This window comes from Streptomyces sp. NPDC058653, assembly GCF_042716895.1.
Lineage (GTDB): Bacteria > Actinomycetota > Actinomycetes > Streptomycetales > Streptomycetaceae > Streptomyces.
In genome coordinates this window covers 67662-86846 of the sequence record NZ_JBHXRM010000026.1, presented here as the reverse complement: position 1 = coordinate 86846, position 19185 = coordinate 67662, and the positions used below count along the sequence as shown (strand labels likewise).

The following is a 19185-nucleotide window of genomic DNA, read 5'->3' as shown; positions in this document are numbered from 1 at the left end:
ACACAGCTCCCTTAGTCGTCGACGTTCGGGCCGCTTGTTCCTGCTGTCGGAACGTTGTTCCGTTCGTCGTCGGCGCTCCAGCTGGCCAGGAGGCGGATCGCGTCGGCTTCGCGGCTGCCGGGTTGGGGCGTGTAGACACTGAGGACCTGGTTGGAAGCCGCGTCGACGCGGAGGGTCTCGTAGGGCAGTGTGACCTCGCCGATGAGTGGGTGCCGGAAGGTCTTCGCGCCGGATCGGGCCGTTCGTACGTCGTTGGCCGCCCAGCGAGTCCGGAATGCTGTGCTGCGGGTCGCGAGTTCCCCGATCAGTTCGGTCAGAGCGGGGTCGTGAGGGTGGCGACCTGCCTCGATGCGCAGTATCGCCACCGTGTCGGCCGCGATCCCGTCCCACTCGGGGAACAGTCCCCGGGCCCCGGGCTCGTCGAGGAACAGGAAGCGGGCGCTGTTCGTCCGCCCGGGCAGGTCGTACATGGGGGCGAGAAGTGCGCGCCCCAGCGCGTTGACCGCGAGGATGTCGAACAGGCCGTTGAAGACCACTGCGGGCAGGTGGTCCATGGAGTCCAGCAGCACTCGGATTCCGGGGGTGACCAGGTCGTTGGCGGCGCTGCGGCTCCGTGTGCGGGACGCGGGCGTCAGAGCGGCGAGCAGTCGGTCGAGGTGAGCGCGTTCGTCGTCGTCCAGACGCAGGACGTCGGCGACGGAGTCGACGACTCCCGCGGAGGGCCCGGTCGCCTTGCCGCGTTCGAGCCGTACGTAGTACTCCGGGCTGACCCCGGCAAGCAATGCGACCTCCTCTCTGCGCAGGCCCGTCACCCGACGACGAGTTCCCGGTGGAGGAAAGCCGACCTCGGAGGGGCTGACCCGGGCGCGGCGGGTGGTGAGGAACTCGCGGACGGCCGCCCGCGCGGCCTCCTTCTCTTCCATGAGATCCAGGATAGGCGCGGGCCACCTCCCCCATGGGGTCCCTGCGCGTACCCCTCTTCGCAGAGCCTGTCGGCATGTGGTGAACGGATGTTGGCTGGATGTCGGCGAGAGCGAGATCGGCGCCCGGTCGCCCCGGACGCCCTTCCTCGCTGCTCTGCTCTGTGCACCGCTCAGCGCTGATGCACCGTCCTTCGACAGTTTCAACGAGAAACGAGTTCTCTGATGCAGCACGCCATGCTGGGTAGCTTGCGGGTCTCCCGGATCGGTCTGGGTGCCATGTCCATGGCCGGCACCCTTCTCTCCGGCGGCGGCCTGGACGACGCCGAATCCATCCGCGCCGTCCATCGCGCCCTGGACCTCGGCGTCACTCACATCGACACCGCTGAAAGCTACGGCCCGTACCACAGCGAGGAGATCGTCGGTCAGGCGCTGGAGGGCCGGCGCGACCAGGTCGTCCTTGCTACGAAGTTCGGCATTCTGTCTCATGTCGGGGACGGAAGCGGCCTGTTCGACAGCAGTCCGGCCAACATCCGCAGCGCCGTCGACGGTTCCTTGAAGCGACTGCGCACCGACCGGATCGACCTCTACTACCAGCACCGGGTGGACCGGAGGATCCCCATAGAGGAGACTATCGGCACGGTGGCCGAGCTGGTCGCCGAAGGCAAGGTCCTGCACATCGGCCTGTCCGAGGCCTCTCCGGAGACGATTCGCCGCGCTCACGCCGTGCATCCGATTTCCGCGCTGCAGACCGAATACTCGCTGTGGACACGCGACGTCGAGACCGAGCTGCTGCCCCTGCTACGCGAGCTGGGCATCGGCCTGGTCCCTTACGCGCCACTCGGGCACGGGTTCCTGACGGGGCAGATCCGCACTCCGGAGGAGATCCCGGACGGCGACTGGCGCAAGACCAATCCGCGTTTCATCGGCGAGGCCTTCCACCAGAACTTGCGGCTGGTTGAGGAGGTACGGAACGTCGCCACCGAGGTCGGTGCCACCCCCGCGCAGATCGCGCTCACCTGGCTGGTGGCCCAGGGCGGGAACATCGCCCCGATCCCCGGCAGTCGTCGTGTCGCTCGCGTTGAGGAGAACAGCGCCGCCGACCGCGTCGTCCTGACCGCCGACCAGTTGCGGCGGCTCGACACCCTCATGCCGGCCACCGGTGCCCGGCATGACGATTTCAACGAGTCCACGATCGACCGCTGAGCCCGGCATCGACGGGTGTGCCGCAAGGGGCCCGAATACCGGACCGGGCCCCAACGGGGGTTGCACGCAACGCAAGCAGAGTTCGCCGCAGAGTGGGTCCGAGGATGTCCAGGTCATCAAGCCGACGTTAGCGACACGCTCACAAGGACCGATCGCCACAGTGGCCACGGTCTAAGAACGTCGGCGGGAACATCCGGCGAGTGACAGCCGCGGTTACGCCGTGAGCGGCAGCACGTGTGTGGTCCAGGTCCGGAACCTCCGCAGCCCCATCCGCTCGTAAAAGCCTCCGGCCGCCATGGGGTTCGTCGCGTCGACGTCCGCGACGGCCCACCGGTAGCCCTGGGCCTTCGCCTGGACGAGGGTGTGGGTGAAGACGGCGCGGTACAGGCCCCTGCCATGCAGGGCGGTCTGCGTACCGGCGTTGGCGAGGTAGAGCTCACGGTCCGTGCCTAGGTCCGCCGGCTCGGTGCACAGCAAGTAGCAGAGGATCTCGCGGCCGTGTTCCGAGAGGAGGAGGAATGAGGACTCGGGCCTGAAGTAGGGGCTTGCGGTGATCGTGTGGCGCCATGTCCGGGCCGTCATCGGGACGCTGCCCCAGTTGTCGGCGAAGATCGTGTTGCGGGCTGCCAGCAACTTCGTGTCGAACGCGTCCTCGAACGGCCGGATCTCCGTGCCGGTCGGCATCACCGGTGCGCCGATGGGCCGGTGTCTTTCCAGATCCAGCCGCATGCCCCAGTGACTTCGCTCGCGCCGGTACCCCGCGGCGTCCAGTGCGTCGGCGAGCCAGGCCTGGCCGTGATGGGTACGGACATGAAGCTCCAACGGGGTGCCGTCGTGCAGCTCGCTATGGCGTCGCGCACCGGTTGTCCGGCACCAGTCGAGTAGACGACGGATCGTGCGTGGAGTGCGGTGAACGGGGTGCACCGCGATGTCGAGAGTCAGTTGATGGGCAGGATCGGCGTACTCCCGGGTGAGCGTGGTCGCGTAGGCCACGGGCTCGCCGCCGGACCAACTGGATACGGTGCCGCCCCTCAGGTCGATGCCTGGAGCACTCAGGTCCGCCTGGATGTCTTCCGGAGCGCGGAAGGCCACTTCGATCCCGTCGGCCGCGTCGCCTACCGCGAGCAGCGCCGCCAAAAGGGGCGCGTCGGTGAGGGCGAGCGGCCGCCACAGCCGTTCAGCCACGTCCACGGGCCGTCATCCCACGGCCGCCGGGCACGACGACCTGCCCGTCGGTGACGAGCATGAACCGCTCAAGTCCCGGCACGAGTACGTTGACGACGGCGAGGTCCGCCGTGACGTGGTGGTCGCGTTGGTAGACGGACAAGTCGTGGCTCCGCAGGACGGCGAGGAGTCTGTCGAGGTGGCCCTGGGGCGTGTCCGGAGTCTCCGTGTCCTGATACGCCCTGAGTTCGGCAGAAAGCAGGGCGGTGGTGAAGTCCGACAGGTAGCAGGCGTGCAGCTTCGGGTACGGGCCGGTGTCGTCGCGCTGCTCGGGCAGGAGGTGTGCGTACTGCTCACGAAGGCCCATGGTGCTGTGGAGCTGTACGAGTTCGGTCACGGCGCGCGTGATGGCGTACCGACGGGACAGCGACGCGCCCCACCCGCAGATCCGGGCCGGCTGCCCCTGAGGGGCGGGCAGGTAGGCCGTGTACGCCGGGACGCCGAGGTCGGTGGTCATGTCGATCAGGTGGACCTGACGTCCCGTGTGCACCCTGGCGAAGGCGAGGAGCGCGGCCACATCGTCCGGCAGTGTCGCCGGGTCCACGACGGCAAGCCGCTCAGGCCGCTCGCGGAGGAACTGGCCGATCAGCAGCAGGGAGAGGGCGTCCCGCTCGATCAGCTCGTTGATCGCGTGTACGGCGGCCTCCACCGGATCGGCGCCGGCGGCCCAGCCGTTGTTGACCGAGTAGCGGCCGACCGCACGGTAGTCGTAGGTGTCACCGGCCTCCAGGCGGGCGCGCGCTCCCGCCCGCAGGTACTCGGGCATGGAAAGGAAGAGGGGGACGTAAGTGTCCGGTTCGCCGGTGAGCGACCGGTACGGCAGACAGCCCAGGTGCTCGTCCGGACCCTGGTCCAGGAGTTGGACGGCGATGTCGCGCGCCAGCGGGCCCTGGGCGAGTTCGTGGGCGCGGGTCGGCCGGATCTCCGCCGGGTCCAGTCCTTCCGTGCCGCAGAGGTAGTGTTCCAGCGCCTCGAACAGGGCGCCCGTTCGGGCTTCGTCCCGGCTGCCTTTGCCCAGACCGAGTCCGGTACGAAGGTCCTCGCCGTCGCGGCTCAGGATGCACCGCCAGGTGCCGGGGCTTCCGTCGAGGATGGGCCTCAGGTCGACTTCCACCGACAGCGCGGCGGCTGCGGACCGCGCGCGTTCGAAGGCCTCGGCCAGGGAGCGACCGCGCTCGCCCGACTGGGGAGCCGCGGTGTACGCGGGGTTGGTCACGACAGGTCCCGTCTGCTGGGCGGCCGCGTGCCGCGGCGGGTCTTCCCCACCGCGGCACGCGGTCAGCGAATCCTCTGGCTGCGGACAGTGTCAGCTCGCGTCGGCCGGCTCGGCGGCGCCGCCCTGATCCTTGTCGTCGAGTTCGGCGAGGGTCTCCTGCTCGGCCGGCGACAGCACTACCTCGTCCGGGTGGAACTTGACGCGATCCTGGAATCCGCCCATGAGTACAACCTCCTGAGACTGAGGAACCGGCCGCATGGCCAGCGGCCACGATCCGGGACGCGGATCCCGCCACGGGAGGCGCCCTGCACTCATCGTGACGACCGATGAACAGAATGTGAATGCTTGCCCGTTCGTGCGACTTGCGCGAAAGTCCGCACATGGCCGCACCGCTGTCCTCCGCACGCCACCCGACGTCTGCGACCTCGCGAGATCCCATCACCAAGACTCTCGAACTCACCGGCGCGCGCTGCGTCTTGTCCCGTGGCCTCACCGCCGCGGGGAGCTGGGCCCTGGCTTTTCCGGCGCCCGGCCAACTCAAGATCCAGGTCATACTCCAAGGCGTCATCTGGCTGGTGATGGAGGACATCGAGCACCCCGTCCGCCTGGCGGCCGGAGATGTCGCCGTCTTCGCCGGAGACCGCCGCTACACCCTCGCGAGCGACCCGGACGTGCCGCCGATCGACGTGCTGCCACTGCTTCGCGCGACCACCGAGACCTTCGTTCACGCCGGAGACGCGGGGCGGGACGCCGTCACCATCGGCGGCCACATCGACCTCAGCACCACCGGCAAGGACTTGCTGCTGAGCGCGCTTCCGCCCCTGATACACATCAGCGCAGCCACGGCCGAAGCATCCGCGACCTGCTGGCTCATGGACCAGACGCTGCGCGAAATACACTCCGACGCTCCCGGGTCGTCCTTCGCCGCAGAGCACCTCGCACAACTGCTTCTCGTCCAGGTCCTCCGCGTCTTCCTGACCAACGCTGAAGCCTGCGCCGACGCCGACGCCTTCCCGACAGGTTGGCTGCTCCCTGCTGCCGACGAGCGCATCTCCCTCGCACTGCGCCTGATGCACGAGCATCCTGGCCACCCCTGGACACTGGCCGAACTCGCCCGCGCCGCGGCCATGTCCCGTACCAGCTTCGCCCAGCGCTTCAAGGAGGTCGCGGGTGTTCCGCCCCTGGCCTACCTGTGTGCCTGGCGGATGCGGCTGGCCCAGCACATGCTGTGGCAGGAGGACACCCCCGTCTCGGCGATCGCCTCCGCACTGGGCTACAGGTCCGAGAGCGCCTTCAGCAACGCCTTCAAACGCACGACCGGGCTGGCGCCCCGCCGCTATCGGGAAGCGTCACGGGCGAGTTGAGCCGATCGCCGCGCGGCGGTGTGGAGGCTGTGGTCTCGGGTCGCTCGCAGGGACGCGAGGAGTTGGAGGCGTTCCTCGTCCGCCGTGCCGGGTTCCGCGGTGAAGACCAGGAGGACGGGACCGGGGTTGCCGGGCAGGGGATAGGTGTCCCAGTCGACGGTGATTCCGCCGACCTCGGGATGCAGGAACAGTGTGGTGCCGTGGACGTTCTCCCGGACGTCGTGCCGGGCCCACAGTCGCCGGAAGTCGGGGCTGTGGATGCTCAGTTCGCCAACGAGTTCCGTGGCACGCGGGTGGTCCGGGTCGTCGGCGACGGCGGCGTGCAGCATGGCCACGTACTGACGGGCCATGGTCTCCCAGCCCTGGCAGAGCCGGCGTGCTTCCGGGTCCCGGAAGAGGACGGCGACCATGTTGCGCTCCGCCGGCGGCCGGTCGGCGGGATCCCCCAGCAGTGCCTCCGCCAGCGGGTTCCAGGCCAGTACGTCGAGGTGCCGGCCGAGCACCAGCCCAGGCGTGCCCATGACGCGCAGCAGGCGCCGGGTGCTCTCCGGTACGCGCTCGGCGGCGCGGCGTGGGCGGGTGTGGACGGGCCGCCGGGCGGAGCGGGCCAGGTCGAAGAGGTGCCGGCGTTCGTCACCGTTCAGGTGAAGGGCGGTCGCGAGGGATTCGAGGGCGCCCTCTGAGGGCCGTACGTCCCGGCCTTGTTCCATACGCTGGTAGTAGTCCGTGCTGAGCCCGGCCAGCAGCGCGATCTCCTCGCGGCGCAGCCCGCTCACTCTTCGCCGGCCTCCCGGCTCCAGGCCGACGTCCTGCGGGCGCAGCCGGGCGCGCCGGGCACGGAGGAAATCCCCCAGTTCGCGTGCGTAGGGATGATCGGTTGCCATGGTGCAAGTGTGCGCGCCGGGCCGCGGGCCACGGTAGGTCTGCGGATCCCAGGCTAACGGCAACGACGAAATGTTGTCCCGGCGCTCCTACCGTCGCTGCCGAACGGTCCCCGAACTATCCAGGAGCGCCTGCCATGGCCGCGTGGAACACCCCCAGCATTCCCCACCAGCACGGCAGGGTCGCCGTCGTGACCGGCGGGAACTCAGGCCTCGGTCTTGTCACGGCGACCGAGCTCGCCCGGCGCGGCGCCAGGGTCGTACTCTCCGTGCGCGACGTCACGGCCGGTGGGCGGGCTCTCGACACGATCCGCGACACGGTACCCGGCGCTGATCTTCAGGTGCGCGAGCTCGACCTGGCCTCGCTCGCATCCGTCCATGCCTTCGCGAAAAGGTTGGCGAACGACTTCCCGGCGATCGACCTGCTGATCAACAACGCCGGTGTGATGATGCTGGGAACTGCCCGCACGACGGCCGACGGGTTCGAACTCCACATGGGGACCAACATGCTCGGCCACTTCGCCCTCACCGGACTGCTGCTCCCTTCTCTCGGCCGTGCCGACGCCCCGAGGGTGGTCAACGTCGGGTCGCTCACCCACAGGAACGCCCACCTCGACTTCGCCGACCTCATGTCTCGGGACGCCTACGACGCCTCTCGCGCGTACAACCGCTCCAAACTCGCCACGACCGTCTTCGGCCTCGAACTCGACCGCCGTCTGCGTGCCACCGGTTCACCCGTTCTGAGCGTGATCGCCCATCCCGGAATGAGCCGCAGCAACCTCAACCCAAGGGCCTATGAGGAGCGGGGCCGGGCCGAGCGGCTCATGGCCCGGACCGTCCTGTTGTTCCTCCAGTCGCCAAGCAGGCAAGGAGCGCTGCCCCAGCTCCACGCGGCGACGGCGCCTGCTGTGCGAGGAGGGCAGTACTTCGGACCCTCCGGCTTCGCGGAAGTGCGCGGCAGGGGGGTGAAGGAGGCTCGCCTCAGCATCGAAGCCGCGGACACCGGCACAGGTCAGCGTCTCTGGGCAGAGGCGGAGAACCTGACCGGCCTTACCTATCTTTCCGGCGGGTCTGTGTGATGGGCGACGGCGCCCCCACCTGTTGGGCGTCTGGATTCCGTCGCGCGCACCGTCTGTGCGGTGTGATGCCGACGAGCCGCAGAACTCTGCCGTCGGCTCCGCCCGGTGTTCGGCCCAGCCTTCGGTTGCGTCGGCTGTGGTGCCGATCGTGGTGGCGTAGAGGGCGAGGAACATCTTCACGCCGCCACGGATGTATGTCTCGGTGACATCCTGGGTGGGGGCGAAGTCGATGTTGAGCATCGCGATCTCGAACGGGGGGGGGGATCATTGTGCGGGCGTAGAAGGCGACGGTGAGTTAGGGGTCCGGGTCCAGGGGCATCAGGCCGCGTTCGGCCGGGACCCGGAAGCGGGGCTTCAGGATCTTGCGGACTTCGCCGGGGCCGTGTTCGTCCCAGGCGGTGGCCAGTTGCGGGAGCCGGGCGGCCTCGCCGATGACCAGCCGGCGCCAGGCCAGGACATCAGGCTGGAGCATGCGCATCCACGCGCGGCCGACTTCGACAAGGCCGGTCTCCAGGTCGTCGCTGTGATCCAGGTCGGCATCGCGCATAGCCTCGGTGCGGACGGCTTCAACGTGGCCGTCGTGCCAACCGCCAGGTGCTCAAGTCCGTGCCCGGGCCGGTGGTCCTGGTCGGCCACTCCTACGGCGGTGCGGTTATCACCGAGGCCGTCACACACGAGAAGCTCTCCGCGCTGGACTACATCTCGGCATTTGCCCCGGACAAGGGCGAGTCGGTGGCCACGCTGACAGCCGACCCAGCGCCGACGATCCTCCCGGTCCTGCCGCCGGTCACCGGATTCCTGGCACTGGACCGCGTCAAGTTCGCCGACTCCTTCACCGGTGATCTGCCGTGCGAGCAGGCCCAGTTCATGGCGGACTCACAGGTGACGTGAGGCCTCGACGCAATCAACGGCACCGTGAGCGAGGCAGCGTGGCACAGCAAGCCGGCCTGGTACCTCTTCGCCGGCGGCGACCGGATGATTCCTCCGGCCGCGCAGCGCGCTATGGCGGAGAGAATCGGCGCGCAGACCGCCGAGGTCCCGGGCGCCGGCCACTCCGTCTACGTTTCCCGGCCCACGGCGACCGCCGACCTCATCAAGCGGGCCGCACGCGGCTGATGGCAGCGCGGCGTCTGTCCGGGACAGCCGCCCGGGCCGATGCCGCCCCTGACTCTCCCGAGCCAAGCGCGACCCGGGTAAGTGGGGCGTTACTCAACTCCGGTTCGGGGCAGAGCGGTTCGTCTCCTCACCGGCTTGGCACGCTTCCGCAGCGGGCAACCGCGAAACTGACATCGCCGCCGGACCGTGGGCACCGAGCAGGGATGCTCGGTGCCCACGGTTGCGGCGGCCAGTGCGGCGGCGGACCCGGTTCGCCCGTCCCTACACCAGGAATCCGTCGAGGGTGCTGTACTGACCGGACAGCTTGGTCACCACGATGGTGTGTCTGCCCGAGGAGAGCAGACCGGATGTGTACACCGCGACGTTCGCATGCCGTACGCCGTCGGTCGGCAGTGTGCTGACGACCTGCTGCGGTCCGCCGTCGATGCTGATGCCGATGTTTCCCTGGTCGGTGTTCTGTTCGCCGTACACCGTGACTCTGGTGCCGGTGAAGGTCAGCGACGCGGTCGCCCCGTCCGACGTCGCGTAGTGGACGTCGTTCTGGTGGTCACCGTACGAGCGGCCTCCCGCGTAGGAGTATCCGCTGTACGTGATGGCGCCGTCGTCGTCGTTGAGCCGGATCGACCCGGGGACCTGCGGAGTGAGGGAGATCTGCCCCGCTGAGGTGCCGGCCGGAACCGGGACAACCATGAACCCGCTCGACAGGCGGGTCACATTGGCCACCTGCGTCGTGCCGATGTACACGCGCGTTGCCGGGCCGAAGCCCTCACCGGCGACAAGGACCTCCGTCGCGCCGGCCGTGGGCGACACGTAGAAGATCTTCGCGGGTACGGAGAGATTCGGCGTGAAGGAGCCGGAGCCCGTGCCCGCGCCGCGCAGCAGGGCGCTGGGAATGTCGGACGGCCTGGGGGCTGACGGGATGGTCGTGTTCCCGCTCGCGTGGGTGTCGACGGGCTGGGCACACGGGTACGACTGGATCCCGGCGGAGAAGTAGTTGCCGGTGATCCAGAAGTGGCCCGTCGGACTACAGCCGCCGTGTGCCTTGTCCCCGGCGCGGAAGGCTACGTTTCCCTGCCAGTTGATCCATTCCGAGCCGGCGTCGTTGTAGTAGGTGAAGTTGGTCGTAGGACCGTTGTAGGCGACGTTGCCGGTGACCTGAAGGCCCTTGGCCAGAGTCCGGACCGGATCGATCGTCGTCCCGTCCGACTGGTACACGTACTCCGCCTGGTGCCCCTCGACGTAGACGGCGCCGCCGTCGCTGCGGACGGACAGGTAGTCATGGAGGATGTTGTTGCTGATGGTGTTCGAGCTGTTGATGTTCGTGGTGTTCTGCGGGGTGGTCGCCTGATTGACATGGCCCTGGATGACTCCGGCCGTGATGCCGGTGTAGGGAAGGTCGTACAGGTTGTTCCTGGTGATGGTCGTGTTCCGGGAGAACAGCAGGGTGATGCCGCTGGCGGAGGAGTAGTCGGTACCGATGTGATGGATGACGTTGTCCGCCACGGTGGTACCGGTCAGGATCTCGTTCGTGCCGATCACGGCGGTCTCGCTGGCTCCGTTGGGGGTGCAGTTCCGCTTGATCCCCGCGGCGTCGGACGGATTGGTCGGCAGCGGGTCGTACGTGCAGCCGAGGAGGAGCGCGGTCGAGGCGATGTCGGTGAACTCGTTGCCCTGGATGAGGGTGTTGGTCGCTCCGTACATCACGCCGAGTCCCGCGCCGCCAAGCCCGCTGAACCGGTTGCCGGTGAGGGTGATGTTCTTGGAGGCGGTGAACGAGACGTTCGCCAGGGGTTGGGTCAGCGATCCCCACGGGCAGCTTCCGGCGGGGTTGGAGAACCCGCACATGCCCTGGTTGTTCGCGCCGGTCATCCGCAGATTGCTCTGCACGTCGGAGAACCCGACGCTGGTGGAGGGGGCGTTCCAGGTCGCGTAGGAGAACTGAAGGCCGCTGAAGGTGATGTCGTGAATGGGCGCGGCGAGAGTACCGGCGCCCTGAACCAGGGTCTCCAGACGGGGCAGTTCCACGTCGAGGGCGGACATCTGCTGGCCTGCGGACGGCTTGTAGTACAGCGTGCCGCCGGCGCCGTCCAGGAACCACTGCCCTGAACCGATCAAAGCCTGCGCGTTCTCGACGCGCGCGGGCATCGTGTTGGGTGACATGGACGGCAGACCGCCGCTGGCCTGCGCGTAGGACGCCCGGGCGGTCACATTGGTCCAGCACGGCTGGGTCATCCTCAACGTGCCAGCCGACGCGGAGAAGCTCGCCACACGGCATCTCGACTCGGTCCAGGGCCCGTTGCCACCGGGGTAGGCGAACTCGACCCCCGCCACCTGAGCTGCGGAAAGCGAGCCGAACCACGCCATCGCCGCCGGGTCGCCGGAGATCGTGTAGCCCGTGGACGTTCCCGTCCACGAGCCGCGGAATCCGAGTGTCGCGGGAGTCGACTGCGCTACCGGGACCTTACGGCCGTCGATGTACAGCTGCCGGCTGTCGCTCCCGGCGGGCACCGGAGCCGACCACACCCCGCTCGACCCGCGCTGCGTCCAACCGGTGACCCGCGAGGCCCCCGAGATCACCGGCCGCGCGCCCGGCGCGGCCTTCCACACCACCGGATGACCCGGCGTCCCCGAGTCGGCCGGAGTCAGGGACCAGGTCCTCGACAGACGGTACGCACCATCGGCCAGCAGGACGGTGACATCCGCGGACCCCCCGGCAAGGTGGGACCGGACGGCCTCCTGGGCACCGGACAGCGAACACGGCGCCGAGGCAGAACAGGCCGAACCCGTCCCGGACGGCGACGCGTAGAGCGTCACGGGAGGCGCGGCGGCGGCGGACTCGCCGACGAGCGCCGTCAGAATCAGACCGAGAGCTGCCGCGACCGAGCCGGCGCGGCGCAGCAGCCGCCGCGTGATCGAACCATCTGGTGACACGATCGGGTCCTTCCCCTGTACGGAGATGAGGTCATTACGGATGACCGGAGGGCTGGAGGGCTGGCATGGGGGGCCGGGCAGCGCGAACACCCGGCAAAGGGCCCCTCCGCGCCGGGAGTCCGGGCCCCGGGTGGTGACGAACGGACGGGTATCGCGTCCGCTGGAAGACTTACGCGCGTCGGAGCGGTACCTCGGGTGGACCGAGACCCCGAACCCACACGCTTACATCCGATGTCTGGTGAATAGTCGAGGCGCCCGCCCCTACCTGTCAAGACTCTGCGCAAGGCTGTCGCGTCAACGCGCTTGTACGGCAGGGGCATTGGGGCGTGGTTACCGCCGAACCCTCGCGGCACGGCCAGGAACGTCCACGGCTGGCTCCGGATTCATCGGGTGTCTGATCGGTCGGGAGCTCTGGTGCGGCGACCTGGGGCGCGCCCACGCGAAGCCGAAGCCACGTGGCGGGATCCACTGACTACGGCCACCGAGGTATCGCTGCTCACCCGGAGTTGAGTGGCGGGACCGGGGAAGTTCCAAAGGCGCCGTCTGATGCGTACGAGCCTCGGCAACCACCGGACGACCACAGTGCAAGCCGCATTGCGACCAGAGCGTCGGCGTCGCTCTCGGCCAGCGGCTTGCGGCTTTTGACCACGCGTTGTGGTTCTGGCTCACCCTCTGTGGTGAGAGCACGCTGAGGAACCGGTTGGGATGGGAGCCCAGGCTGGCTAGGCTCTCGTCATGAGCGGACCCGTGTTGGTGATTGAGTTGGCGGAGACCGTTCCAGCCATATCCATCCAGCGGCTCCGGGAACTCCTTGTCCGTTCCTCATCTCGCTTTGAAGAGAAGCGGGTCGGCGAGTACGACCTGAACATTCACGCGGAGAGCCTCGGCATCGCCGACACCGGGGGCATCGATGGACGCCGACCTGTCATGGTCTCTCTCATGGGACCTGGCGTCGGCGACGAGGGCATCTTCGAGGCCGAGCACGCCGACGAAGTCGACCAGGATCCCCTCATCGGCTTCACCCCGACCCACGCCGTCGACGTCATAGCGTTCTGCGACAGGCCGGTCGACCACGTCGCGACCGCCCTGCTGACCGCTGCCGTCATGGACGTGATCGGTGGCATCGCCAATGCCGAACTTCTTGAGGATCAAGTCCCGATTGTGACCGGTCTTCCAGGCATCATCGCGACGATGACCGAGCCGTGGCCTGCCGCCTACGGTTCAGGGGAATTCCTCAGAGCGTGGGCTCGGCAGCCCGGCTTCCGGCTCCTGCAGTAACGGCAGGCCAGCTAGTTCTCAGGTGAGAAGTGCACGCTTGCGTAACAGGGTGAAGCCAGCGCCGCCGAACATCTGGCGCTTGAGCCTCTTGATCCGGTTGGCGTGGCCTTCAGGCGGAGGTGTTCGGTCGCGGAGAAGGTTTCCGGAGGGCGGAGGATCCATCCGGCGGCTGTACGGGGGTGGCCCGGCTGTCACGGGCCGAGGCGAGGTGCGCTTCCGGCGGAGGTAAGTGCGAACTCGCTGGTAGCTGCCCTTGTAGCCGAGCGGGACGATCTCCCCCACAGCTTCGAGGCGTTCGTACGGCCCTCGTTCCAGCGGTCGTCGAGCTAGGTCTTGTACTCGTCGAGGACTGAGGTCCGTGCCTGCGGCTGATCGGGACTCCGACGAAGTGGGCCACGCGGGCGCCAGGCCCGGCCCGCGAAGGCGAGACCGATCGCAGCCGGTCCGCTGGCCGTGAAATCGGGTCAAGCCGGGTATCTGCTCGACGAACGTGCGACGTCCGCACTCGGCGTTCCGGCAGGTGAACCGAACGGACCCGCAGCTGGAGTACGACGCTTCGTCCCACACTCGGAACGTCAGCGCGAAACCGGAGGCACGAGCTGTGGACCCGACAGGACCACGTTCCGCAACCCTCACAAGGCACCTGCGGTGTGCACCGGAGCGAGACCCTTGTCGCCGTCCCGAACCGTCGCGTCAGTTTCACCGGCCACTGATCGTTTCGACGCAACTTCCGGAGATGCCAAAGGAAGTGCAGCAGTCACTCACCAGGTGAACGAAGCCAGGCTTGCGAGGACCGTCGTCCACGACGCACGACATCGACCGACCGGCCGCAGGCCGGTCACGCAACCTGTCCCCGCGTCCCGCCCCAGCGTCACTCCCGAGGATCACCACGCGTCGTGCGGTAGCTGTACACCAGCAGCGCGACAAGAAGCACGCTCGACAGGATCAACCCCGCCCCCGTAGGCCAGCCGCCCAGCGGTAGCTCGGGCATCAGTCCCCAGAACAGGCCGGCCACGAAAAGCGCCGCCGCGACGAGGGCGGCTCCCGCGATGCGGACCCATGAGGAGACGCTCTCCCTGGCCGCGAACATCGCTCGTTCCCGTACCGGATCGACAAAGCGGGCGACCGCAGGAAACTGATTGGAAAGAACCAGCAGCCCTGCCAGTACCAGCAGCAGACCCGGACCCGGCAGGACCAGCAGCGCGATACCGACGAGCAGAAGCAGCACTCCTCCTACGAGCGCGAGCCCCCGACGAAGAGCAGTTTGTCTATGCACCTCACTCTCCTTCTTATCTCTCCGGGCAGGACAGGGACGGCTCGCAGTCATCTACAGCGTCATCAGCGCGGGCCGGCATGGGTCACCTCGCTCATGACTCCTGTCTACGACGGGCCCGGACACACCGCCACCCCAGCACCCAGGCGGACCGGAAGCCTCACGCGCGGCTCGGGCCAGTGCCCCGTTCCGCACCTGGTACGCAAATGCCTCTCCAGGCAATAAGGAATCAGAGCGGGGAATCCCGGACCACAACTGGATGACGTAATGGTGGCCCTGATGTTTCCGCGGCTCGGCATGTCGGCTGCTCGGTCCGCGCATAAGGGACAGTCCGTAGGGCAAACGAGGCGATCTTCATCAATCAAATGCGGATCCAATTCTTCAGCTGACAGTCACCGATCCGAGGTGGATGCCTCCATGGGGAAATTCCTACGATCAACCCATGCGACGGCGACGAATACTCGTACTTGGTTTAGCTGGTCTGCTGGTGGCAGCGGCCGGCGTCGGGGTTTACTTCTACGGTTCCTTCTTCGGCTGGTGGGCGCGCCCGACTGTCCGCGACGCCCCGGTGGCGAAACCCGCCGCCGTGGAACCGGTCGTGAGCGGGCTGCGGTACCCCTTCGACCTGGCGTTCCTCCCCGACGGGTCGGCGCTGGTCACCGAGCGCGAGAGTGGCCGCCTGCGGAAGGTCGCCCCGAGCGGGCAGCTCACCGAGGTCCGGACGATCGACGAGATCGCGGAGCCTGTCGTCCAAGCCGGGTTGCAGGGGGTGGCGGTCTCCCCCACCTACGAGAAGGACGGCTGGATCTACGTCTACTACACGACCGAGCAGGACAGCCGGGTGAGCCGGCTGCGGCTGGATTCGTCGGCTCCGCCCGAGCCGATCCTGACCGGGATCCCCAGCGGCAAGATCCACAATGGCGGACGCATCAGGTTCGGTCCGGACGGCATGCTCTACGTGACCACCGGGGAAGCCGACGAGCGTTCCCGGGCCCAGGATCGCGAGGACCTGGGCGGCAAGATCCTCCGGATCACGGCGGCGGGCGAGCCCGCACCGGGCAATCCGATCGAGGGCTCGCCGGTGTACAGCTGGGGGTTCCGCGACCCGCAGGGGCTCGCCTGGGACGACAAGGGTCGGCTGTACGTCTCCGAGTTCGGCCACCACAACCTCGACGAGCTGAACCGGGTCGAACCCGGCGCCAACTACGGCTGGCCCGAGGTGGAGGGCACCGGTGGGGAGCCCGACTACACGGACCCGATCGCGACCTGGAAACCCGCCGACGCCTCCCCCAGCGGGATGACGTACCACGACGGGAAGATCTGGGTCGCGGGGCTGCGTGGGGAGCGGCTCTACCGGATCGCCACCGACGGCTCGTCGCCGGAGCAGTTGCTGACCGGGCAGTACGGCCGCCTGCGGCTCGTGGAGTCGGCCCCGGACGGCTCGCTGTGGGTGCTGACCAACGGCCGCAAGGGCCCCGACCACGACCTGATACTCAGGCTGACCCCGTGACGGCCTGAGAGGTCATTGGTTTTTTGAAGGTCGCCTGTTTGTCCTCATGGGTGCCTCGCCGGGCGGGTGTGATTCTGTCTGTTACCCGCTTGGCGAGGCCATCGGCAGCATGGGCTTTCCACGGCTGCGTTCTATCAACAAGCGCCTTTTGACGATTCGAGACCCGCGGACGGCGGGGTTCTTTTCGCGCTCCGTCGTTTCTTCGGGGTCCGAGGGGACGTCAGTTCGACCACAGCCGGGTGCCACCGCCCACGTACGCACCGAGGGGTGGGCGAGGCCCGCCGGCCGCGCGCACGGTAAGCCCCCGAGCATCGGGGTCGGAGGCCTTCGAATGCCCGATATCTAGTGGATTATCCGAAGTGTGAAATGGGCACCCAAGGTCCATGACTCCCTCGAATCCCGACCCCGATCCCGACAACACCCCCGGCCTGGAGCCTGGAGGTGGTGTGCCGCCCGGCGAGACGCCACCGGCAGAGGGAAGTACGTCCGAGGCCGGGCCGAGAAACGACCCGCCGAACGGGTGGGCCGCCGGCCCGCTGATCGCGATCGGTGTGGTGGTCCTGATGCTGGTCGTCGGCTTGGTGGGATACGCGGTACTCGTTCAGGACTAAGAACCCGCCGACCGACCTCGCCAGGACCGCGTCCCCGGCCGGTGGCCCGTCTCCGGGGTGCGTTCCCGTACGACTACACGGAGGCCGTACACCGGGGGCGTGGCGGACGCAGAGACACGGGCCCCTGGAAGCACCGCCCCGGCCCCGCGGTTGCCTCGACGAGGCCGGATTCACCCGGCTTGTATGCGCACTGACAAGTAATTTGCCATGGTTAAACCAATGGTGACCAGAACAGGGCTGTTCGGACGGGCTTGACGGTTCTTACCTTCGGTGGAGCGCCGGAAGCACCGGTGCGTTCCACAGGGGGAATCATGATTCGTTCACGCACGCTCCGTATGGGGGCCGCCGCCGCCTTGGCGGCCGGCGGGCTCACCGCCGCGTCCACGTCCACTGCGACAGCCGGGCCTCAGACGGCCCAGTCCTGTTACGGCAGCGCGAAGTCCTACTCCAAGCCGGCGGGCCAGCGGTGGGTCCCGAGCAACGGATCCTCGTCGCTCCTGACAACGGGCAACTGCAACGACATCAACATCAAGCCCAACACGACCACCACGATCGCGGTCTGTTTCCGTCCGTCCTCCGGTGGCTCGTCCTGCCAGACCTCGTGGAAGACCGCCCCGGCGGGCCAGTGGACTGTGGTCGCCACCGACGTCTTGGACGGCACCCGCTTCATCTTCGACTTCGGTCACACCTCGGCGAACTCCGGAGTCTGGGCCGGCTGACCACCGATCGCCGTACGCGCACCGCCGTACTCACACCGCGAGCCCGGACCGCATCGGTCCGGGCTCGCCAACGTTTGCCCGATCGTCGACGCGAGTGACCTCCCGCAGCGCAACAGCTGCCTCGGTCCAGCGGATCCAGAGGCGGCGAAGCCAGTGCGGGTTGGCGAACTTGCTGTACGACGCGCTGTTGGGTCCTTGAGGTCGGAGCCGGGCTCGGAACCGAGCGCATGCGGCGGGCATCGTGTTCAGGCTCGTGGAGCACATCGTTCGCACGGGATCATGGCCGGTGGACGCGCTCTGGGTGGTCGATCGCTGACCAGCGGCCCCTGCGCTCCCGTCCGAGCGACCGTGTCTCGCGTCAGCGGGCGAACTTCTCGATGGCCTCCGGAGTGACCGGGGTGAAGAAGTTGACGAGATTGCCGTCGGGGTCGCGGAAGAGCAGTGCCCGGTTGCCCCAGGGCATCGTGGTGGGCTCGTTGACGAAGTCGGTGACCGACTCGGTCAGGTTTCCGTACACGCGGTCCACGTCGTCCACGAGGAACTCGATGATCACGCTGCGGTCGTCCTCCGGGGTTGCGGAACCCGGCGCGAACAGCGGAACGGTCTTGGTGCTCGCGATCGCGAGAGTGCCTCTGGGGGTGCTGAGTTCGGCGAAGTCCTCGGTGGCCCACGTCGCCGATACCCCTGTGGCGTTCTCGTAGAACGAGACGAGGCGCGCGACGTCGTTCGTGATGATGCGGATCGAGACGAGGTCCATGGTGTTCTCCCGGGTTGATGAAGTCGGTGCACTGCGCAGGCTAGGACAGATAGTGGACAGAATCGGTCCACTATTCGCGCTAGGCTCGGACCATGTCTCGACCCACCGGGCGCGTGCTGACTCTCCTGGAGCTGCTGCAGTCGGGCGGCATCCGGACGATGGCCGAACTCGCCGAGCGGCTCGGCGTCGACGGGCGGACCGTGCGGCGGTACGTGGACCAGCTGACCGACCTCGACGTACCGGTGGAGGCGGTACGGGGTCGCCACGGCGGATACCGGCTCGGCTCCGGGTACCGCCTGCCGCCGCTCATGCTCAGCGACGACGAGGCGCTCGCCGTGCTGCTCGGGCTGGTCGCCGGCCGGCGGGCGGGGCTGATGACGACCGCGGACACGGCGAGCGAGACGGCGGCGGCCAAGATCCGCAGGGTGCTGCCGGAGCGCCTGACCCGCAAGCTCGACACGGTCCTGGAATCCCTCGCTTTCACCGCTCCTCCCGGCGAGTTCGCCACCCCCGACGCCGAGGTCCTGCTCACCCTCGCCGACGCGGTACGCCACCGACGACCCGTCTCGATCAGATACACCGACCGGGAGGGCCGGGGCAGCGAACGTCCGCTGCACGCGTACGGGATCGTCGCCCATTCGGGCCGGTGGTACGTCACGGGTACGGACCCCGACATCGGCGAGGACCGGACCTTCCGGCTCGACCGAATCGCCGGCGCGAGAACCCTGCCGGGCTCGTACGAAGTACCCGCAGGACTCGATCCCGCGCAGCGTGTCGTGTCGGGGTTCGCCACGGCCGAGTACCGGTACGCGGTGACCCTGCGGGTGCACGGGACGGTCGAGCAGATACGGGCCCGGCTGCCGGCCAGCGTCGCGAGCCTGGAGGAGTACGAGCCCACGGCGGGCGCGGATCCGGACACCGAGCGCTGGCTGCGGGTCGAGCTGCGGGCGGAAAGCCTCCACTGGCTGCCACCGGTGATCGCGTCACTCGACCGGCCGTTCGTCATCGAGCGCCCCGACGAACTGCGCGACCTCGTGGGCGCGTTCGCCGACCGCCTGGCATCCCGCGCCCGTCAAGCCTGAGCCGGAATTCTGGCCTCT

Annotated in this window: 17 protein-coding genes and 1 pseudogene; 9 read left to right on the top strand and 9 right to left on the bottom strand. The window is 68.2% G+C overall.

What is annotated here, in order from left to right:
- Window positions 1–11: 11 nt before the first annotated feature.
- Window positions 12–923: a helix-turn-helix transcriptional regulator gene (locus ACFWU9_RS22290; protein ID WP_384320995.1), complete on the bottom strand. Its 912-nt coding sequence runs from the start codon at window positions 921–923 to the stop codon at window positions 12–14.
- Between the two features lie 222 nt (window positions 924–1145).
- On the opposite strand from ACFWU9_RS22290, the gene ACFWU9_RS22285 reads away from it, so the two are divergent.
- Window positions 1146–2126: an aldo/keto reductase gene (locus ACFWU9_RS22285; RefSeq protein WP_384320993.1), complete on the top strand. Its 981-nt coding sequence runs from the start codon at window positions 1146–1148 to the stop codon at window positions 2124–2126.
- 213 nt (window positions 2127–2339) lie between these two features.
- Here ACFWU9_RS22285 and ACFWU9_RS22280 read toward each other — a convergent pair whose 3' ends face one another.
- From ACFWU9_RS22280 to ACFWU9_RS22270, 3 genes are all read right to left on the bottom strand, one after another.
- Window positions 2340–3317: a GNAT family N-acetyltransferase gene (locus ACFWU9_RS22280; protein WP_384320991.1), complete on the bottom strand. Its 978-nt coding sequence runs from the start codon at window positions 3315–3317 to the stop codon at window positions 2340–2342.
- Entirely contained in the window at window positions 3304–4566 is a 1263-nt protein-coding gene (locus tag ACFWU9_RS22275; protein ID WP_384320989.1) for a YcaO-like family protein, read from the bottom strand. The genes ACFWU9_RS22280 and ACFWU9_RS22275 overlap by 14 nt, the downstream gene beginning before the upstream one ends.
- Window positions 4567–4656: 90 nt before the next feature.
- A complete protein-coding gene (locus ACFWU9_RS22270) occupies window positions 4657–4788 on the bottom strand; it encodes a hypothetical protein (protein ID WP_384320987.1) in 132 nt (43 codons plus the stop codon).
- Between the two features lie 158 nt (window positions 4789–4946).
- Here ACFWU9_RS22270 and ACFWU9_RS22265 point away from each other — a divergent pair, with 158 nt between their 5' ends.
- On the top strand, window positions 4947–5930 hold the full coding sequence (locus ACFWU9_RS22265) for a cupin domain-containing protein (protein ID WP_384320985.1): 984 nt from the start codon (window positions 4947–4949) through the stop codon (window positions 5928–5930).
- Here ACFWU9_RS22265 and ACFWU9_RS22260 read toward each other — a convergent pair.
- On the bottom strand, window positions 5903–6814 hold the full coding sequence (locus ACFWU9_RS22260) for a helix-turn-helix transcriptional regulator (RefSeq protein ID WP_384320984.1): 912 nt from the start codon (window positions 6812–6814) through the stop codon (window positions 5903–5905). The genes ACFWU9_RS22265 and ACFWU9_RS22260 overlap by 28 nt on opposite strands.
- Window positions 6815–6948: 134 nt before the next feature.
- Between ACFWU9_RS22260 and ACFWU9_RS22255 the strand changes: the two genes are divergently transcribed.
- Complete coding sequence (locus tag ACFWU9_RS22255) at window positions 6949–7890, top strand: oxidoreductase (protein ID WP_384320982.1); 942 nt, start codon at window positions 6949–6951, stop codon at window positions 7888–7890.
- Window positions 7891–8185: 295 nt separating this feature from the next.
- Here the strand turns inward: ACFWU9_RS22255 and ACFWU9_RS22250 are convergent, their stop codons facing one another.
- Complete coding sequence (locus ACFWU9_RS22250; protein ID WP_384320980.1) at window positions 8186–8437, bottom strand: TetR/AcrR family transcriptional regulator C-terminal domain-containing protein; 252 nt, start codon at window positions 8435–8437, stop codon at window positions 8186–8188.
- 47 nt (window positions 8438–8484) lie between these two features.
- Between ACFWU9_RS22250 and ACFWU9_RS22245 the strand changes: the two are divergent.
- Window positions 8485–9006, top strand: a pseudogene (locus ACFWU9_RS22245) (alpha/beta hydrolase).
- A gap of 261 nt (window positions 9007–9267) precedes the next feature.
- Here the strand turns inward: ACFWU9_RS22245 and ACFWU9_RS22240 are convergent.
- On the bottom strand, window positions 9268–11937 hold the full coding sequence (locus ACFWU9_RS22240; protein WP_384320978.1) for a hypothetical protein: 2670 nt from the start codon (window positions 11935–11937) through the stop codon (window positions 9268–9270).
- Between the two features lie 735 nt (window positions 11938–12672).
- Here ACFWU9_RS22240 and ACFWU9_RS22235 point away from each other — a divergent pair.
- The gene (locus ACFWU9_RS22235) at window positions 12673–13215 is read left to right on the top strand and encodes a DUF6368 family protein (protein ID WP_384320976.1); all 543 of its coding nucleotides are present in this window, start codon (window positions 12673–12675) and stop codon (window positions 13213–13215) included.
- Between the two features lie 871 nt (window positions 13216–14086).
- On the opposite strand, the gene ACFWU9_RS22230 is transcribed toward ACFWU9_RS22235, so the two are convergent.
- Entirely contained in the window at window positions 14087–14542 is a 456-nt protein-coding gene (locus ACFWU9_RS22230) for a PGPGW domain-containing protein (protein WP_384320974.1), read from the bottom strand.
- 433 nt (window positions 14543–14975) lie between these two features.
- On the opposite strand from ACFWU9_RS22230, the gene ACFWU9_RS22225 reads away from it, so the two are divergent.
- The 3 genes from ACFWU9_RS22225 (at window position 14976) to ACFWU9_RS22215 (ending at window position 17328) form a co-directional block, all read left to right on the top strand.
- A complete protein-coding gene (locus ACFWU9_RS22225; RefSeq protein WP_384320972.1) occupies window positions 14976–15998 on the top strand; it encodes a PQQ-dependent sugar dehydrogenase in 1023 nt (340 codons plus the stop codon).
- Between the two features lie 383 nt (window positions 15999–16381).
- Window positions 16382–16609 carry a DUF6480 family protein gene (locus ACFWU9_RS22220; RefSeq protein WP_384320970.1) on the top strand — a complete coding sequence of 76 codons (228 nt, stop codon included), beginning with the start codon at window positions 16382–16384 and terminating at the stop codon, window positions 16607–16609.
- A gap of 311 nt (window positions 16610–16920) precedes the next feature.
- Window positions 16921–17328 (top strand): hypothetical protein, encoded by a 408-nt coding sequence (locus ACFWU9_RS22215; RefSeq protein ID WP_384320968.1) that lies wholly within the window; start codon window positions 16921–16923, stop codon window positions 17326–17328.
- Window positions 17329–17686: 358 nt separating this feature from the next.
- Here the strand turns inward: ACFWU9_RS22215 and ACFWU9_RS22210 are convergent, their stop codons facing one another.
- Window positions 17687–18085, bottom strand: a complete 399-nt coding sequence (locus ACFWU9_RS22210; protein WP_384320966.1) for a VOC family protein — start codon at window positions 18083–18085, stop codon at window positions 17687–17689.
- Between the two features lie 92 nt (window positions 18086–18177).
- Here ACFWU9_RS22210 and ACFWU9_RS22205 point away from each other — a divergent pair, with 92 nt between their 5' ends.
- Window positions 18178–19167, top strand: a complete 990-nt coding sequence (locus ACFWU9_RS22205) for a helix-turn-helix transcriptional regulator (protein WP_384320964.1) — start codon at window positions 18178–18180, stop codon at window positions 19165–19167.
- The last annotated feature ends 18 nt before the right edge of the window (window positions 19168–19185 follow it).

What these genes read in the sequence shown, in the direction of transcription:
- ACFWU9_RS22290 (WP_384320995.1), bottom strand. Translation starts at nt 923, where the DNA reads ATGGAAGAGAAGGAGGCCGCGCGGGCGGCCGTCCGCGAGTTCCTCACC.
- ACFWU9_RS22285 (WP_384320993.1), top strand. Translation starts at nt 1,146, where the DNA reads ATGCAGCACGCCATGCTGGGTAGCTTGCGGGTCTCCCGGATCGGTCTG.
- ACFWU9_RS22270 (WP_384320987.1), bottom strand. Translation starts at nt 4,788, where the DNA reads ATGGGCGGATTCCAGGATCGCGTCAAGTTCCACCCGGACGAGGTAGTG.
- ACFWU9_RS22265 (WP_384320985.1), top strand. Translation starts at nt 4,947, where the DNA reads ATGGCCGCACCGCTGTCCTCCGCACGCCACCCGACGTCTGCGACCTCG.
- ACFWU9_RS22260 (WP_384320984.1), bottom strand. Translation starts at nt 6,814, where the DNA reads ATGGCAACCGATCATCCCTACGCACGCGAACTGGGGGATTTCCTCCGT.
- ACFWU9_RS22255 (WP_384320982.1), top strand. Translation starts at nt 6,949, where the DNA reads ATGGCCGCGTGGAACACCCCCAGCATTCCCCACCAGCACGGCAGGGTC.
- ACFWU9_RS22250 (WP_384320980.1), bottom strand. Translation starts at nt 8,437, where the DNA reads ATGCGCGATGCCGACCTGGATCACAGCGACGACCTGGAGACCGGCCTT.
- ACFWU9_RS22235 (WP_384320976.1), top strand. Translation starts at nt 12,673, where the DNA reads ATGAGCGGACCCGTGTTGGTGATTGAGTTGGCGGAGACCGTTCCAGCC.
- ACFWU9_RS22230 (WP_384320974.1), bottom strand. Translation starts at nt 14,542, where the DNA reads ATGACTGCGAGCCGTCCCTGTCCTGCCCGGAGAGATAAGAAGGAGAGT.
- ACFWU9_RS22220 (WP_384320970.1), top strand. Translation starts at nt 16,382, where the DNA reads ATGACTCCCTCGAATCCCGACCCCGATCCCGACAACACCCCCGGCCTG.
- ACFWU9_RS22215 (WP_384320968.1), top strand. Translation starts at nt 16,921, where the DNA reads ATGATTCGTTCACGCACGCTCCGTATGGGGGCCGCCGCCGCCTTGGCG.
- ACFWU9_RS22210 (WP_384320966.1), bottom strand. Translation starts at nt 18,085, where the DNA reads ATGGACCTCGTCTCGATCCGCATCATCACGAACGACGTCGCGCGCCTC.
- ACFWU9_RS22205 (WP_384320964.1), top strand. Translation starts at nt 18,178, where the DNA reads ATGTCTCGACCCACCGGGCGCGTGCTGACTCTCCTGGAGCTGCTGCAG.